Source organism: Neobacillus sp. DZ-9, assembly GCF_059587065.1.
In genome coordinates, this window is record NZ_JCAIOL010000003.1 from 283,558 (window position 1) to 298,150 (window position 14,593).

The window sequence follows — 14,593 nt, forward strand, 5'->3', positions numbered from 1 at the left end:
GATTTGATTTTATACTATTCTTGTCTGGTAGTTTAATAGATGATAGATTGTTTCAAGGACAGGTGTTGCTACCTTTAGTTCCTTGCCTTTTTTTACGATATAGCCGGCGATGGATTCCAGCTCAAGTGTTTTTCCTTTAAGCTTATCCTGCAGCATCGAGGTATGGTGATTTCTTGCCAGGTTCCCTTGTGCAAAAATGGTTTCGTAAAAATCTTCATCGATAGCAAAACCTAATGCTCTAGCAACTGCAATTCCTTCTTTACATATTTTTTCGGCAGTGGAATACAAGCCTTCATTTTCATAGACAGCCCCCACTTTTGACTCAATTAAGGCTGTTATTGGATTGAAGGTGACATTCCAAAGTAACTTTTTCCATTTGATTTCCAAAACGTTACTAGTAGTAAATGTAGCAATGTTTGCCGCATTAAATTGCGCTGCAATTTCGTTAGCCTCTTCAGATAAGCTATTATCCAAGGCGCCTATCAAAAGCCTAGGCGGAACGCCGATTTGTTTCACAGCACCCGTCTCGGTCACAATCGCCTGAATGTAGGTAGCGCAGGATAAAATCCGCTTTTCCCCAAAAATGTCAGCCAGAATTTCTTCATTATCCACCCCGTTTTGAAACGTCATAATAAGGGAGGATTCTTTTAAAAACGGAAGGAACTTTGTTGCAACCTCCGTTGTACTTGTTGATTTCACACAAAATAACAACAGGTCAATGTCTGAAAATGACTCATATTGCTCAGTAAAGACTCCGTCTACAGTAAAGCTCTCTACTTCGCTTTCAATTGCTAGTCCTTTTTCTTGCATTCTTTCAAGTGAGGTTCCACGCGCTAAAAAAACAACTTCATGACCTGCCTTTTGCAAAAGCCCGCCAAAATATCCGCCAACGGCACCGGTGCCTGCTACCCCTATCTTCATTTGCGATCCTCCAAAGAAAAATATGTATGCATTTTAAAAATTCAGTTAAATTTTATTATTGATCATGGGTATTAGGAGCCCCTCTTAATTACCCTTGAAGCAATTTTTCCATGATCACGGGCATTTGGAGCCCTCTTAATTACCCTTGAAGCAGTTTTTCCATGATCACGGGTATTTGGAGCCCCTCTTAATTACCCTTGAAGCAATTTTTTCATGATCATGGGTATTAGGAGCCCCTCTTAATTACACGTGAGGAAATTTTTTCATGATCACGGGCATTTGGAGCTCCTCTTAATTACCGTTGAGGAAATTTTCCTTAATCATGGGTTTTAAAAACTCCGCAAAATAACCTGTGACCAGTCTTTCGACCAAGTTTCGGGCACCATCAACAACTTTTGTGAGTGTTAATCTCTTTCTGACCAACTCTGGCAAAAACAATTGATTAATCCAATAAATCCGGCTGTTCTTTCACAATCCGGTTCCATAATGGCTGGAATTGGAACCATCCTGCTTCATGGGTTCCGACTGTCTCATAGGTTCCAGCCGCATTTTCATCATCAATAACAATTGGTGTTCCTACCGATTCTGCAAGTATTTGTGCCTGGCACGACCGTTCCATTGTAATAAACCACCATGCCGCTTCATCCACAGATTTTCCAACTGTCAAAAGTCCATGATTTCTTAAAATACATGCCTTTCGATTTCCTAAAGCTTTTCCAATCCTCCGGCCTTCTTCAATATCCAAAACGACACCGGTAAAATCATCGAATAAAGAATGATCATTATAAAATGCACAGGCGTCCTGAGTAATCGGATCAAGGAGTCGTCCAAGAGAAGACCATGATTTCCCATAAACCGAATGAGCATGGGCAGCCGCAATCACATCAGGGCGTGCGGCATGAACCTGAGAATGGATAGCAAAAGCTGCACGATTCACAGGATAATTTCCTTCAACGACAACTCCATCATGGTTACAAAGAATCAAATCGGAGGCTTTGATCTGACTAAAATGCATCCCGAATGGATTCACCCAAAAGTGATCCTTCCGCTCAGGATCACGTGCCGTAATATGTCCTGCGACCCCTTCATCAAAGCCAAATTTAGAAAATAAACGAAACGAGGCCGCTAATTTTTGTTTTAAATGCTGTCTTTCCTCTTCTACTGATGAGAAAACAGGAGGCTTATAGCTCAAAGTCATTTTCGCAGACATGTTATCACCCTTTAATAATTGATAGAAATAAACCCAGCATTATGAAAAATTCAATAAATGCCGGGTTTTTAATTTTTTGGCTCTGTTAAATTTGGTGTTGATTTGCGCTCCAGGTGCGAGCGGTTCGCGGGCGTGCCGGGAAGCCTCCTCGGCGCTTTAGCGCCTGCGGGGTCTCCCCTGCCCCGTACTCCCGCAGGAGTCTTCGCACCTTCCGCTCCAATCAACAGTGTTAAAAATCAACAATGGGTTTTAACACAGCCAATTTTTCAATTCTGTCTATCGTGTTAGTATTGGTGATAAACTACCTCACCCTTTAATACATCTTTGCCTTCCCCGTTAACCGCTTGAACGGTAAAGCGCAGCTTATTTTCTACTTTTTCCTTCAATTTCGCTTTAAGGGTGACGACATCATTCAAAAATACCATACCTTTAAAACGGATTGAATAATCCTCGATAAAGCCTTCCTCATAGTACTCAGTAAACAATTTTGCAAGATTACCCATCGTCCACATCCCGTGAGCAATAATGCCTGGTAATCCTGCCTTTTTCGCTTCATCATCAATCGTATGAATCGGATTAAAATCCCCGGAAGCTCCCGAATATTTAATGAGGTCCATTCTTGAAACAGGCTCTAATTGAATCTCTTTTAACGATTCGCCAATTTGTAATTCAGTAAGTGTACTCATCGGGTCAACACCTTCCTAACAGCTTCAGAAATGACAACCGTTGAGGTTGAGCTAAAAATGGTATTCCCTGCCGCATCATCGCCATAGTTTTCGAGTACGAGGAAGCCCATTTCACCAAAGTTACCTTTTTTCTCAAAGTAGTTCTTTACTTTTGAATAACAGTAAACTTCTTCCCCCACTAATAATGGACGGACATAATGAAAGGTTTGTTCTCCGTGAATCAAGCCTTTATTTGGAAGGTTTAATCCTTCAATCACACCATAATCAAAAACTCTTGGGAATGTCGGTGGTGCAATATTCTTACGGTATCTGGACTGCTCGCCAACTTCCTCATCAAAATAAATTGGATGAAGGTCACCGATGGACTCGGCAAATTTCTTGACGGCTCCTCTTTCAACAACATTTTTCACCCTGTTTGATTGCTTGCCTATTTGATCTTTAAACAATTCATCCTCACCTCACCTAATTAACATTTTGGTCCGCCGGCTACATAGATGACTTGCCCATTTACAAATGAAGACTTTTCATCTGCAAAGAAAGCAACAGCATTAGCAATATCCTCTGGCTTACCGCTTCTTCCCACAGGAATATTCGATACGCTTGCTTGGATTAATTGCTCAAAAGGAATGCCAATTCTTGCAGCCGTTTCTTTTGTCATATCGGTTTCAATGAAACCAGGGGCAACAGAGTTCGCAGTAATTCCATATCTTCCAAGCTCAATCGCCAGTGTTTTTGTGAAACCTTGGAGACCTGCTTTTGCAGCAGCGTAATTGGCCTGACCACGATTTCCAAGTGCTGACGTAGAAGAAATATTAATAATACGGCCGTATTTTTGCTCAACCATATATTTTTGGGCAGCACGGGCCGCATTAAAGGATCCTTTTAGATGAACATCCATAACAGTCTGCCAATCGGAATCTGTCATTTTGAATAAAAGATTATCACGAATAACACCAGCATTATTGACTAGAATATCAATCGAACCGAATGTATCATGAACCTCTTTTGCAGCAGCTTCTACTTGTTCAGCATCGACAACGTTTGCCACCTTCGAATACACTTCATAGCCTTTTTCCCGTAATTCATTGGCTGTCTCACTTAATGCCTCTTCGTTTAAATCAATAATCGCAACCTTTGCTCCTTCGCTTGCAAAAAGCTCGACAATGCCTTTCCCGATTCCACGGCTTCCCCCTGTAATAAAAGCTACTCTTCCTGCGAATCTTCCTGCCATTTTTCTTCCTCCCACAATAAAAATTTCTATTAAGACAACGCTTTCAAAAAGGATTTAAACGTGTTGACCAACCTTTGCATGACCTTTAATCAAGTTACGGGCAATAATCATACGCTGGATTTCATCAGTACCATCGTAAATTCTCCAAAGTCTTGCTTCACGGTACCAGCGTTCAATTGGCAATTCCCTTGTATAACCCATGCCGCCATGAATTTGCAGAACTCGGTCTACTACTCTGTTTCCCATATTTGCTCCATATAATTTAGCCATCGAAGCAAGATGGCGATTATCTTCGCCTTGATCAAGGGTAAAGGCAGCATTTAAAACAAGCCAGCGGGCTGCTTCAATTTCAACGGCAGAATCAGCGATTTGCCACTGAATTGCCTGGCGCTCAGCGATGGGCTTACCAAAGGTAATTCGTTCTTTGGAATAATCAATAGCCATTTGCAATAAGCGTTCAGCAGCTCCTACAGCTCTTGCTCCGACAATCCATCTTGCAAATCCAATCCATTCCAATCCAAGATTGTAGCCTTTATGCAATTCACCAAGAATATTTTCCTCAGGAACGCGTACATTATCAAAGACCAAGCCAGCTGGACCCCATTCTCCCATAGTATGTATATACTCAGATTTCCAGCCCATATCACGGTCAACAATAAAACAGGTTACACCTTCGCGTCCACGTGTCGCTTGATGTCTTTCTTTATCCGTAATGGCAATGGCCATTACGAAATCAGCTTCGTTGCCGCCTGTAATAAAGGTCTTTTCACCATTTAGAACCCATTCGCTTCCATCTCTAACTGCAGTCATTTTTATGTTTTGCGTATCAGAGCCTGCTCCTGGTTCTGTCATGGCAAAGCAAGACTTCTTTTCACCATTGATTGTCGGGATGAGATATTTTTTCTTTTGTTCTTCATTTGCATAGTAAAGAATATTATCAGCAGAACCGCCAAATGAAAACGGAACAAAGGTCTTAGAAACTTCCATTAACACTATTGCCATCATCATCTGACCTAAATCTGCACCGCCATACTGTTCAGGTGTGTTAATTCCCCAAAAGCCTGCCTCTTTCGCCTTCAATTGCAATTCTTTTAATTTCCCTGGAGGCAGACTTGGTTTGCCTTCCCGCTCATTTCTGAGGACATCGTTTTCTAGTGGGATCAGTTCTTTTTCTACAAATCTTCTAATAGTTTTTTGCACCATTTTCTGTTCATCTGTCAGACGCAAATGCATAGTAATCACTCCATCCTTATTCTTGGAATCTAGTTTTTTACCCTTAAAAATAATATGCAATGATCAACCGAAACATACCTACCGGTTGGTATGTAACTTAATTTTATTTCGAAATTTCAGAAAATACAAGTTTTAATTTATATGAAATTGAAATTTTTTCTTTTTATTGACTATTTTTATGTATTTTTACACATGATATATATGATATTCCTTAGTGAATATCCGTTTCAAATCCTAGGATGAGGTGATATTTGATGAGCTACAAAGATCATTTAGATTCACGCTCAGAGCGAATTTGCCACAACAACACGAGACCGAAGTTTGCCAGATCACAGGTAAACGGAGAGACTCAATTGACGCAAAGTGCGATCATCTTAAGGAGCAATGCCAAGGCTCACCGTTGGTAAGAGCTTGGCAATGGAAACGAAATTGGTCTTTTCTCAATTAAAAAAATTGGGAAAAGGCCTTTCTTTTTATTGATATTCTTTGCTTTGAACGATAACATAAATGCTAGTTAAAAAACATACAGGAGTGACAATAGTAATGTTTGAAGAGTTTAAAATTAGAGATGCAGAAATAAGCGACCTGCCAATTATTGTGGACATTTACAACTCAACAATTTCCAGTAAAATGGTAACAGCGGATACCGAACCAGTAAGTGTAGAAAGCCGTATGAAATGGTTTGACGATCATTCTCCTGCTATTCGTCCTCTATGGGTTGTTGAAAGTAATGGCAATATATGCGCCTGGGTAAGCTTTCAATCTTTTTATGGGAGACCCGCCTATAATGCCACGGCTGAAATTAGTATATACATTCATCAAGACTTTAGAGGAAAAAAACTTGGTAAATATTTAATCCAACAAGCTTTGGATGCCTGTCCAAAACTGAAGATCAAAACCTTGCTCGGATTTATTTTTGCCCATAACGAACCGAGCGTTAAACTATTTATTCGCTTTGGTTTTGAAAAATGGGCCCATTTGCCTAATGTAGCCGAATTAGATGGAGTAGAAAGAGATTTATTAATCCTCGGTAAAAAAATATAAAAGAAGAGTAACCCCCATGAGTGTACATAAAGCCATTACTGAACATGTTAATAAATAGAACAAAAAATAAATGACTTTCTATATCTCGATCAACAACTGGTTACAGTAGAAATGGTAAAGGAATTTACCTTAAAATAGATTTCCATAATTGAAATATTCCAAAACACCTAATTTTCCTGTATTATTATGTAAGAAAAAGTTTTCTTACATTCTTGGAAAATAATTTCCTTGAAGGAACTGGAGAATTCATGGAGAAAAAAAAGCTAATTTTCCTCTACTGCATATTAAGTATAGTATGGATATATGGTACAAATTATTTAATTAATCAGTTTGTACCTTCTTCTTATATTGATTTTGCCGCCAGATTCAAAGAGGTTCTATATATCTTTGTTACTGGATGGTTTATTTACTTTTTAAGTGTAAAATCACAAGAATTAAATGCATCAAAAGAGGACCAAACGCGTCTATCCACTTTAATCAACGCAATGGTTGATTTTGTAAACTTTAAGGATGGCGAAGGCAGATGGATTGAAGCCAATGAATTTGGTTTACAATTATTTCAGCTTGAAGACGTAGATTATCGGGGAAAAAAGGATTCTGAATTAGCGGAATACACCGAGTTCTATGGAGACGCGCTCAGATATTGCGAAATTTCCGATGAGGAAGCATGGAAAAATAAAGCAATAACCCGGATTGAAGAAGTTCTGCCTGTGCCAGATGGAACAACTAAAACCTTTGATACCATTAAAGTTCCTTTGTTCCATCCTGATGGGAGCAGAGAAGGATTGGTTATCATTGGCCGGGATATAACTGAGAGAAAAAATATGGCAAGACAATTAGCCGAAAGCCAGCAGCAATATAAATCAATGTTTGAGTACAGTCCAGATATCGTATATATGTTGGACTTGAACGGAAACATAACCAATCTAAACCCTCACTTTGATGTGATAACCGGCTTCAAACGAGAAGAGATGATTGGTAAAAATATAGGAACATTATTGCCTAATAAATATAAAAGGTATCTCAATCGATTTATTTCTTCTTTAGTTGATGAAAGCAAACCCATTATGTATGAACTCGAAATTCCACATGCTAATGGGAATACACTAACCATTCAAGCTACTTCACTCCCAATTGTAATTAACGGGAAGATAACTGGAATCATCGGCTATGGCAGAGATGTGACTGCCTTAAGACAAACAGAGGAACGTCTAAGGAGGACGGAGAAGCTGTCGGTTGTTGGTGAGTTATCTGCGAGTGTTGCCCATGAAATACGTAATCCACTCACTTCATTAAAGGGATTTGTACAGCTTTTACAAATGGAAGATAAGAAGCACCAATTCTATTATCAAATCATGTTAGATGAATTAAATCGGATAAATCATATTGTTGGTGAATTATTACTTTTAGCCAAACCGCAGCTGTTGAAATACACTACTGCAGACATTCAAAAGCTTTTGAACGATGTTATTTCCTTATTAAGCACTGAGGCGAGTTTATATAATGTGCAAATTGAATCGATTTATCCTGAAAATGAGATCAATATAGAATGCGATCCGAACCAGCTGAAACAATTATTTATTAATATTATTAAAAATGCGATTGAAGCCTCCATAAATGGGGGGAAAGTGTCCATTGTCCTTGAACAGTTAGAAAACGATCAGGTAATGATTGCTGTCAAAGACAATGGTTGCGGCATTTCTAAAGAGCGATTAGAAAAAATTGGCGAACCGTTCTATTCTTCAAAGGAAAAAGGAACAGGTTTAGGTCTAACTGTCAGCTTTAAGATTGTTCAATCTCACAAAGGGACAATCCTTTTTGACAGTCAAAAAAATCAGGGAACGTCCGTAAAAATCACCCTGCCTATGAAGCAGGATTTTTCACAAAAACCCAAGCCCGCCTAGGACGGGCTTGGGTTTTTTTTTCGATTTCGAAAAAATGCCAAGATTAATAATATACAGGGAATTATAATCTGGAAGGGCCAATGCAAATATATCGTGACAACATCCAGCCCTTCTTTAATATGTTCCGCATAACTGGTTGCAATAGTCACGGATGAAAATAACACTAGCACTCCGATTGGAAACCCCAGTTTACGTTGATTCTTGAAATTGAATATATCTGCCGCACCAGCCACAGCTACATAATAATATATAGTTATTTTAAAAAATCCACCAATAACAAGATACAGCATAAATAATACATCGAGCCGCTCGATAAAATTGGCTAATTGAATTTTCCCGATTGTTGTTAACAATGGAAAATTGGAACGAATAAATAAATCCGTTCCTAATGCAGCAATATTAATGACAGCCGTTATCGTGATATTAATTCCACTTAGAAGAATCCCGCCAATACAGGCAATTTTCACTTTTTTTGGATCATTTAAAAATGGAAGCAGCATCGTAAAGACAATCATTTCTCCGAATGGGAAAGTGAGAGTTTCACGAAGAAAGGTTTTTATCACAGGCTTCCATCCATTTTCAAGTATTGGTAATAGATTTTCAAAATGAATCAAACCAGAAAAGAGGATTAAGGAAAATCCTCCAATTGCCATCATGTAGATAATCGCAAAATAAATTTCCCCCACTCGAGCAATGACTTCAAAGCCCTTATGAATAGCATAAATAATCGTCAAGAGCATCAGGGTATTGATGACAAATAACGGAGTGCTCGAATAGATGGTTGTAGTTAAAAGTTCTCCGAAATCCCTTAATACCCTTGAAGCACCGTAGATAAAGTAAACGATATAAAGCAATGCAATAAAGCGGCCAATCCATTTTCCGGCTATTTTTTGAAGATAACTGGTTAGCGGAAGGTCTGGATAATACTTAAACAAACGGTAGTAAACGAAAAAGAGAAGCACTCCTGTTGTCATTCCAAGCAAAATGGATATCCAGGCGTCCTGTCCGGCACCTGCCCCCATTCCAACAAGAATCGCACTGCCCATTTCATACAAAACTATGAGAACAAATAATTGGGATGCTTTTATTTTTGCCTTTTCCATTTGCTACACTTCCCTACTCACAACGGGTTACTTATTCATCGTTGACCAAAACGGTTTGGTACGAATTCCTTCTCGCCGAATGTAGGAATCTACCTCGACATTTACTTCTAAATTGGCAAATTGTTCGTTCCAATTCCTCTTAAGCTTTTTCCACAGTTTAGGGTCTGCTCGATGCACCCGTTCACCAAATCCAAAAATATCACTTTTCTTTTTTTGAGCTGCTTTTACTGTACTTACTATTTGCCTTTTAATTTCTTTTTCCACAAGCTTATCTATTTTCTCAATTACTTTCGGATTCGTTAAATCAATCGCGGTATTGGCTTCGCTAATCCAGCCTTCATCTTCAATGCGAATATGAATAACTGGTTTTCCATTTTTAAATTTAACCGAAACTTCTGTTTTGGAGCGAATGGGTGCCATTGTAATGGCACTCTTTTTACCATTCCATTCGACATTAATATCAGTGCTTTTTACCTTATTTAGAATCCAGATAACCCCTCTGGCATTGTTGCCTTCAATCCACCCTTTTAATTTTCCGTTTTTAAAAATAGCTAAACCATTAGCCTCAAGATAGGCATCTGACTTGGTAATTTGAAGGTTTTCGGCTTTTTTCGCTTGTTCCTTCTTACCCTCTACTTTATATCCATTTAAAATGGGTTCTTTTCCACTACTGATAATTCCACTAATAAAATCATCTACATTGACACTCATATTTTCACCCAGCATATTTTGGGTGGATTTAAGCTCCTTAGTAATCTTATTGACAGGAAGTTTATCAAGGTTTGTCAGTGCTGAAACCACGTTTTCTGCAGACGTACCTCTCGCAATCACCATTTCAGTAGTCGTTCTAAATTCTGGATCCCGATCTAATGCATCAATAATATCGAGCAAATCAGTTTTTGCCACGTCTTCACTAACTGCCACTAAATTTGTGTGAGCATAATATAGACGTCTGGAAATTTTCTTTGTCGCGTGTCTTGCTGCCTCTGTAATGGTGTTCCCTGAGCTTTTATATACGGCAATTGGCAGTCCTTGTCCCCCGCCGGTTTGCCCAGAGGAAACATTGCCCGGATTTACAAGTTGAAACGAAACATCAAACTTTTTGTTTGTTCCCTTATCAATTCCAATTGCCATCACAAAGGCTAAATCGGTTAACTCCTTTTGATTCCAGCACGCGGTTAAGGAAGGTAGAAGAAAAAGCACACAAATAGACAGCAACAAATATCGTCTCATCAGGACTCACCTTGTGATGACTGATCTTCGTCCTGCTTTGGCGGACCCGGTTTTTGATTTTCTCCCGCCCGGGCCATATTTCCCTTACTGATAAACATCGGTCTATTTTTCATGGCCCATATTGGAAAACGAATGAACACATCCTGCTGATTTTTTATATTAAAAGGAGCGATTGGCATCATGTAGGGAATGCCAAAAGACCTTAGCGAGCATAAATGGATGGTCATAAACATCAGACCCAGCATAATTCCATAAAACCCTAAAATAGTGGCAAGGCCCATTAAGATAAAGCGAATTAATCTGGCAGCAATGGCCATTGTAAAAACGGGCGTCGAAAAATTGGCAATGGCTGTGATAGAAACGACGATGACCATTACTGGTGATACAAAACCTGCCTGAACGGCCGCTTGCCCTATTACAAGCGCTCCAACGATGGAAACTGCTTGACCCACTGCCCGTGGAAGTCTTAACCCTGCCTCCCTTAATATTTCAAAGGTAACCTCCATTATTAATGCTTCAACAAAGGCCGGAAAAGGGACATTTTCTCTTTGAGCTGCAATCGCGATGGCCATGGTAGTTGGAATCATTTCCTGATGAAAGGTGGTCCCGGCTATGTATACTGCTGGTCCAATTAGAGCGATAAAAAAGGATAAAATTCGTAAGATCCGAATGCTTGTGGATATATCAAAACGAGCATAATAATCATCTGGCGCTTGGAAAAATTGAATAAATAATGCTGGTACCGTTACTACAAATGGGGTTCCATCCATGACAATGGCAATTCTTCCCTCAAGCAAATGGGAAGAAATAACATCTGGTCTTTCAGAATGGTGTGTGGTGGGAAACGGTGTCCAGGTTTGGTCCTCAAATAATTGCTCAACATATCCTGAAGCTTGAACCGCATCAATATTAATGCGATTTAACCTTTCTTTTACTTCTCCAATAATTTTCTCATTGGCAATTCCCTTTATATACATGATGGCGATATCGGTTTGCGTTACGGTACCCAGCTTTATCGATTCAATCCATAAATTTGGACTTTTTATCCTTCGTCTAATTAGGGCTGTGTTTGTTCGAAGAGTCTCCGTAAACGAATCCTTCGGCCCTTGAATCGATAATTGGGTTGAAGGTTCGGTGATGGCACGTTTCTCCCATCCCTTTGTTTCCACACTAATGGCTTTATTGTAGCCATCTAAAAAAAATATGGTATTCCCAACCAAGATGGCATCATGTACTTCGTTCCAATTCGAGATCGTTTCGACGTTTCCCAGACCATTTGCGAAGTCAATCATTTGTTGGAAACAGTCGGTAACCATCTCCCTCACTTCTTCTGTCACTGTTTCCATAAAAAAATCATTGATCATACTATTACTGGCTAGGCCATCAATATAAACGGCAGTCCCCCTGCTGCCGCAAAATTTAAACTCGCGGTATGAAACATCGGTACTGTTACCATATTCTTCTTTTATTTTCGCAATATTATCTTTGTAGTCCCTATGAATTGGCAATTCGTCCGGTTTACCAGGATCTTGCATTTGCCTGTAATTATCGTTCTGTCTCTTTTTTTGCTTTTTTTTCAAAATATTAGACAAAATCGACACGTAATCTCCGCCTCACTCAATGAAGTTTCAATTTTCTTCTTACCAATAATGGATAGATTCCCCAAGGTGTTATATTTTATCCAAGGGATAATTCCATTCCTAAGTAGAAAAATAATAACATCACATAAATATGGGTGAGGATTATGAAAATTATATTGGTCACTGGTTTATTAGCGGCTTTTTTAATAACCTTAATTATTTCAATCGATTTGATAATGGGAGTAAGATTATCTGGGGTGCTTTGGAAAGCAACAAATCCTTTTAGAGTAATGGAACCGGCGGAATATATTATATTATCACTGTTTATCCTCTTCTTTTTTATTAATTCGATTGGAGCTTATTTAAATAAGAAACGGCAAAATCCTCCTTCAAACTCATAAAGAAGAAAGCCCGCTTTCAATTAAAGCGAGCTTTCTTCTTCCTTATTTTCATGAATATTTGTTGGAGATTTCCGTTTGAAAAAACAGAGGATCACTTTAACTCTATTTTTCCAAATGCTTTTTCTTTCGTGATTTGGCCCATAAACATAGCGATTCCACAGATAATAGATTATTTCCTCAATGATAAGAAATAGACAGCAAAATAAAGCAAAGATACCAGCCCAGTACCACATTCCATGGACCCCCTTCTCAAATAGTCCTTACATTCTATTTGAAAATTTCTATCTATTCTTTATTTTACCAGAATAATGGAAAAATGTGGAGGGATAAGGTTTACATCGTTTTTTCCACCGTGGATATTTTTGCTTTGATATACGACCTGTTTCCTGCGGTGAAGAAAATAATACTTCCCAGTGTGAGGATTGAAATAATCCAAAACATGAATTGTCCGTAGAAATGACTGAGGAGAAATCCCCCAAATATGGGACCCAGGAAATTCCCAATTTTCCGGAATTGGCCTGCCCCAAAATAAGTTCCACGTAAATGCTCCGGTGCTAATTTGTCCATCATCATACTGTTAGACGGGAAAATTAAAATTTCACCGATTGTTAAGAGGACCATTGAAATTATGGCTATCACCCAGCCATTGATGAAGCTAAAGCCAAGTAACCCAGCCGCGATAAATATTGAACCTCCAGCCATCGCCTGCATTAAGCTAAATTTTTCAGCAAAATGGCTGATTGGCATCTGAAAGCATACCACCATCACAGCATTAATGGTAAGCAAAACAGAAAAAATGGTTACGCCGTTTTCCACTGTCCCTTCCAGGAATTGCGGCAAATTGGAGTCTATTTGGACATAGCCGATGTTTATTAAAATGATCCCAAATAAAAGGTATCTTAACGCTTTATCGGTCTTGATGATTTTGAATGCATCCACAAAAGATACTACTTTTTTCGTTTCTGATTGTTTCGTAATAAAGAGTTTTTTCATTAAAATAAAAAGAACGATTCCATATGCAAAGTAGGTTGAACCAGTAATGGCGAAAGATAGCTTTGCTGAGTGATTAGCCAAATAGGCGCCTAAAAGCGGCCCAACTGATGCTCCAATGTTCATGGCGGTATACCTTAAGGAGTACACCTTCATCCTAATTTTCTTGTCTGTCAAATCGGCCATAAGTGCTTGTGATGTAGGTTCAAAAAAAGAAGTGCATAGTCCATTAATCGCATTTAAAAGGATGAACCATTCCTGACTATTCGCAACTGTAAAGCCAATATAGACAAATGCTAATGTAAACAAAGCGGTAAGCATAATCGGCCTTCTGCCAAACCGGTCTGATAAATGGCCCCCGATAAATCCTCCGACTGTGGCCATTAATGGACTCATACCGACTGTTAAACCGATGATGATCGGAGAAAGATCGATATGCCGTGATAAATAAATCGATAAAAATGGCAATGTCATATAGGCAGAGCCTCTGGATAAAACGGTGCCAATCAATAATACCCAGACAATTGGGTGGAATTGTCCAATATAGTTTTTCACTTTGTTCATATGTATAGCCTCGCAAATTATTTTATACTTACTTAGTAAACTATGTTAGACGAAAATTGTAAAGAATTTTCCTAATTTTTATGGTCATCAAAAAAGTCAGAACCGCATGGGAACTGACTTTTTGTTAAACATAGTTGTTGATTTGCGCTCGAGGAGCTCCAATCAACAATGGTAAAATCAACAATGTTCTTTAACATTGCTGATTGATTAGTTTGGGTCTTTATAATTCATAGCCCTTTCACTGTCTCCAAAACCTTTCGTGGTTGGATCTTGAACGAGCCCGAGCATGGATAGAATTACAAATATAGCATTTACGAGTGTCAATATAGAATTTTGAATCGCATCAGTTAGGTGAAATTCGGTAATCCCTAGTGAGTTTAATCCAGCTAGCACCAGTTGTGCAACAATCATTAGCTGTGAAATAAATGCGATTACCCAGTTTTTGTTGCGAAATCGGACCTTCCAGTTTATCATCATCCCATCCCCTTCCCTA

Annotated in this window: 15 protein-coding genes; 4 read left to right on the forward strand and 11 right to left on the reverse strand. The window is 38.8% G+C overall.

Translation table 11 applies throughout. The features are described 5' to 3' along the window. Nucleotides 1-9: 9 nt before the first annotated feature. The 6 genes from AC59HZ_RS09815 to AC59HZ_RS09840 all read right to left on the reverse strand — a co-directional run bounded on the left by AC59HZ_RS09815 (nucleotide 10) and on the right by AC59HZ_RS09840 (nucleotide 5,281). Nucleotides 10-921, reverse strand: a complete 912-nt coding sequence (locus AC59HZ_RS09815) for a ketopantoate reductase family protein (protein WP_496545620.1) — start codon at nucleotides 919-921, stop codon at nucleotides 10-12. Nucleotides 922-1,363: 442 nt separating this feature from the next. Further along, the gene (locus AC59HZ_RS09820; RefSeq protein ID WP_496545621.1) at nucleotides 1,364-2,131 is read right to left on the reverse strand and encodes a class II aldolase/adducin family protein; all 768 of its coding nucleotides are present in this window, start codon (nucleotides 2,129-2,131) and stop codon (nucleotides 1,364-1,366) included. Nucleotides 2,132-2,415: 284 nt separating this feature from the next. Continuing rightward, the gene (locus tag AC59HZ_RS09825) at nucleotides 2,416-2,817 is read right to left on the reverse strand and encodes a MaoC/PaaZ C-terminal domain-containing protein (protein ID WP_496545622.1); all 402 of its coding nucleotides are present in this window, start codon (nucleotides 2,815-2,817) and stop codon (nucleotides 2,416-2,418) included. Beyond that, entirely contained in the window at nucleotides 2,814-3,263 is a 450-nt protein-coding gene (locus AC59HZ_RS09830; RefSeq protein WP_496545623.1) for a MaoC family dehydratase N-terminal domain-containing protein, read from the reverse strand. The genes AC59HZ_RS09825 and AC59HZ_RS09830 overlap by 4 nt, the downstream gene beginning before the upstream one ends. Nucleotides 3,264-3,283: 20 nt before the next feature. Further along, on the reverse strand, nucleotides 3,284-4,048 hold the full coding sequence (locus AC59HZ_RS09835; protein ID WP_496545624.1) for a beta-ketoacyl-ACP reductase: 765 nt from the start codon (nucleotides 4,046-4,048) through the stop codon (nucleotides 3,284-3,286). Nucleotides 4,049-4,102: 54 nt separating this feature from the next. After that, nucleotides 4,103-5,281 carry an acyl-CoA dehydrogenase family protein gene (locus AC59HZ_RS09840; protein ID WP_496545625.1) on the reverse strand — a complete coding sequence of 393 codons (1,179 nt, stop codon included), beginning with the start codon at nucleotides 5,279-5,281 and terminating at the stop codon, nucleotides 4,103-4,105. A 254-nt stretch (nucleotides 5,282-5,535) separates the two neighbouring features. Here AC59HZ_RS09840 and AC59HZ_RS09845 point away from each other — a divergent pair, with 254 nt between their 5' ends. The 3 genes from AC59HZ_RS09845 (at nucleotide 5,536) to AC59HZ_RS09855 (ending at nucleotide 8,229) form a co-directional block, all read left to right on the forward strand. Continuing rightward, nucleotides 5,536-5,688, forward strand: a complete 153-nt coding sequence (locus AC59HZ_RS09845) for a YpzG family protein (protein WP_223587800.1) — start codon at nucleotides 5,536-5,538, stop codon at nucleotides 5,686-5,688. Between the two features lie 136 nt (nucleotides 5,689-5,824). Next, on the forward strand, nucleotides 5,825-6,325 hold the full coding sequence (locus tag AC59HZ_RS09850) for a GNAT family N-acetyltransferase (RefSeq protein ID WP_496545626.1): 501 nt from the start codon (nucleotides 5,825-5,827) through the stop codon (nucleotides 6,323-6,325). Nucleotides 6,326-6,573: 248 nt separating this feature from the next. Beyond that, nucleotides 6,574-8,229 (forward strand): PAS domain S-box protein, encoded by a 1,656-nt coding sequence (locus AC59HZ_RS09855; RefSeq protein ID WP_496545627.1) that lies wholly within the window; start codon nucleotides 6,574-6,576, stop codon nucleotides 8,227-8,229. On the opposite strand, the gene AC59HZ_RS09860 is transcribed toward AC59HZ_RS09855, so the two are convergent. The 3 genes from AC59HZ_RS09860 to AC59HZ_RS09870 are packed head-to-tail and all read right to left on the reverse strand — an operon-like array spanning nucleotide 8,226 to nucleotide 12,100. Further along, nucleotides 8,226-9,332, reverse strand: coding sequence for a GerAB/ArcD/ProY family transporter (locus AC59HZ_RS09860; RefSeq protein WP_496545628.1), 1,107 nt, complete (start codon nucleotides 9,330-9,332; stop codon nucleotides 8,226-8,228). The genes AC59HZ_RS09855 and AC59HZ_RS09860 overlap by 4 nt on opposite strands. 27 nt (nucleotides 9,333-9,359) lie before the next feature. Then, nucleotides 9,360-10,565 carry a Ger(x)C family spore germination protein gene (locus AC59HZ_RS09865; protein WP_496545629.1) on the reverse strand — a complete coding sequence of 402 codons (1,206 nt, stop codon included), beginning with the start codon at nucleotides 10,563-10,565 and terminating at the stop codon, nucleotides 9,360-9,362. Beyond that, entirely contained in the window at nucleotides 10,565-12,100 is a 1,536-nt protein-coding gene (locus AC59HZ_RS09870; protein WP_496546031.1) for a spore germination protein, read from the reverse strand. Before AC59HZ_RS09870 ends, AC59HZ_RS09865 begins: the two co-directional genes overlap by 1 nt. Nucleotides 12,101-12,309: 209 nt before the next feature. Between AC59HZ_RS09870 and AC59HZ_RS09875 the strand changes: the two genes are divergently transcribed. Next, nucleotides 12,310-12,546 carry a YczF family membrane protein gene (locus AC59HZ_RS09875; protein WP_496545630.1) on the forward strand — a complete coding sequence of 79 codons (237 nt, stop codon included), beginning with the start codon at nucleotides 12,310-12,312 and terminating at the stop codon, nucleotides 12,544-12,546. A 333-nt stretch (nucleotides 12,547-12,879) separates the two neighbouring features. Here the strand turns inward: AC59HZ_RS09875 and AC59HZ_RS09880 are convergent, their stop codons facing one another. Continuing rightward, nucleotides 12,880-14,100 (reverse strand): MDR family MFS transporter, encoded by a 1,221-nt coding sequence (locus AC59HZ_RS09880; protein ID WP_496545631.1) that lies wholly within the window; start codon nucleotides 14,098-14,100, stop codon nucleotides 12,880-12,882. Between the two features lie 207 nt (nucleotides 14,101-14,307). Further along, a complete protein-coding gene (locus AC59HZ_RS09885; RefSeq protein WP_496545632.1) occupies nucleotides 14,308-14,577 on the reverse strand; it encodes a phage holin in 270 nt (89 codons plus the stop codon). Between the last annotated feature and the right edge of the window lie 16 nt (nucleotides 14,578-14,593).

Coding starts and splice junctions, on each gene's coding strand:
- AC59HZ_RS09885 (WP_496545632.1), bottom strand. CDS start 14,577: ATGATGATAAACTGGAAGGTCCGATTTCGCAACAAAAACTGGGTAATC.
- AC59HZ_RS09865 (WP_496545629.1), bottom strand. CDS start 10,565: ATGAGACGATATTTGTTGCTGTCTATTTGTGTGCTTTTTCTTCTACCT.
- AC59HZ_RS09815 (WP_496545620.1), bottom strand. CDS start 921: ATGAAGATAGGGGTAGCAGGCACCGGTGCCGTTGGCGGATATTTTGGC.
- AC59HZ_RS09880 (WP_496545631.1), bottom strand. CDS start 14,100: ATGAACAAAGTGAAAAACTATATTGGACAATTCCACCCAATTGTCTGG.
- AC59HZ_RS09850 (WP_496545626.1), top strand. CDS start 5,825: ATGTTTGAAGAGTTTAAAATTAGAGATGCAGAAATAAGCGACCTGCCA.
- AC59HZ_RS09840 (WP_496545625.1), bottom strand. CDS start 5,281: ATGCATTTGCGTCTGACAGATGAACAGAAAATGGTGCAAAAAACTATT.
- AC59HZ_RS09855 (WP_496545627.1), top strand. CDS start 6,574: ATGGAGAAAAAAAAGCTAATTTTCCTCTACTGCATATTAAGTATAGTA.
- AC59HZ_RS09870 (WP_496546031.1), bottom strand. CDS start 12,100: ATGCAAGATCCTGGTAAACCGGACGAATTGCCAATTCATAGGGACTAC.
- AC59HZ_RS09860 (WP_496545628.1), bottom strand. CDS start 9,332: ATGGAAAAGGCAAAAATAAAAGCATCCCAATTATTTGTTCTCATAGTT.
- AC59HZ_RS09875 (WP_496545630.1), top strand. CDS start 12,310: ATGAAAATTATATTGGTCACTGGTTTATTAGCGGCTTTTTTAATAACC.
- AC59HZ_RS09820 (WP_496545621.1), bottom strand. CDS start 2,131: ATGTCTGCGAAAATGACTTTGAGCTATAAGCCTCCTGTTTTCTCATCA.
- AC59HZ_RS09845 (WP_223587800.1), top strand. CDS start 5,536: ATGAGCTACAAAGATCATTTAGATTCACGCTCAGAGCGAATTTGCCAC.
- AC59HZ_RS09825 (WP_496545622.1), bottom strand. CDS start 2,817: ATGAGTACACTTACTGAATTACAAATTGGCGAATCGTTAAAAGAGATT.
- AC59HZ_RS09835 (WP_496545624.1), bottom strand. CDS start 4,048: ATGGCAGGAAGATTCGCAGGAAGAGTAGCTTTTATTACAGGGGGAAGC.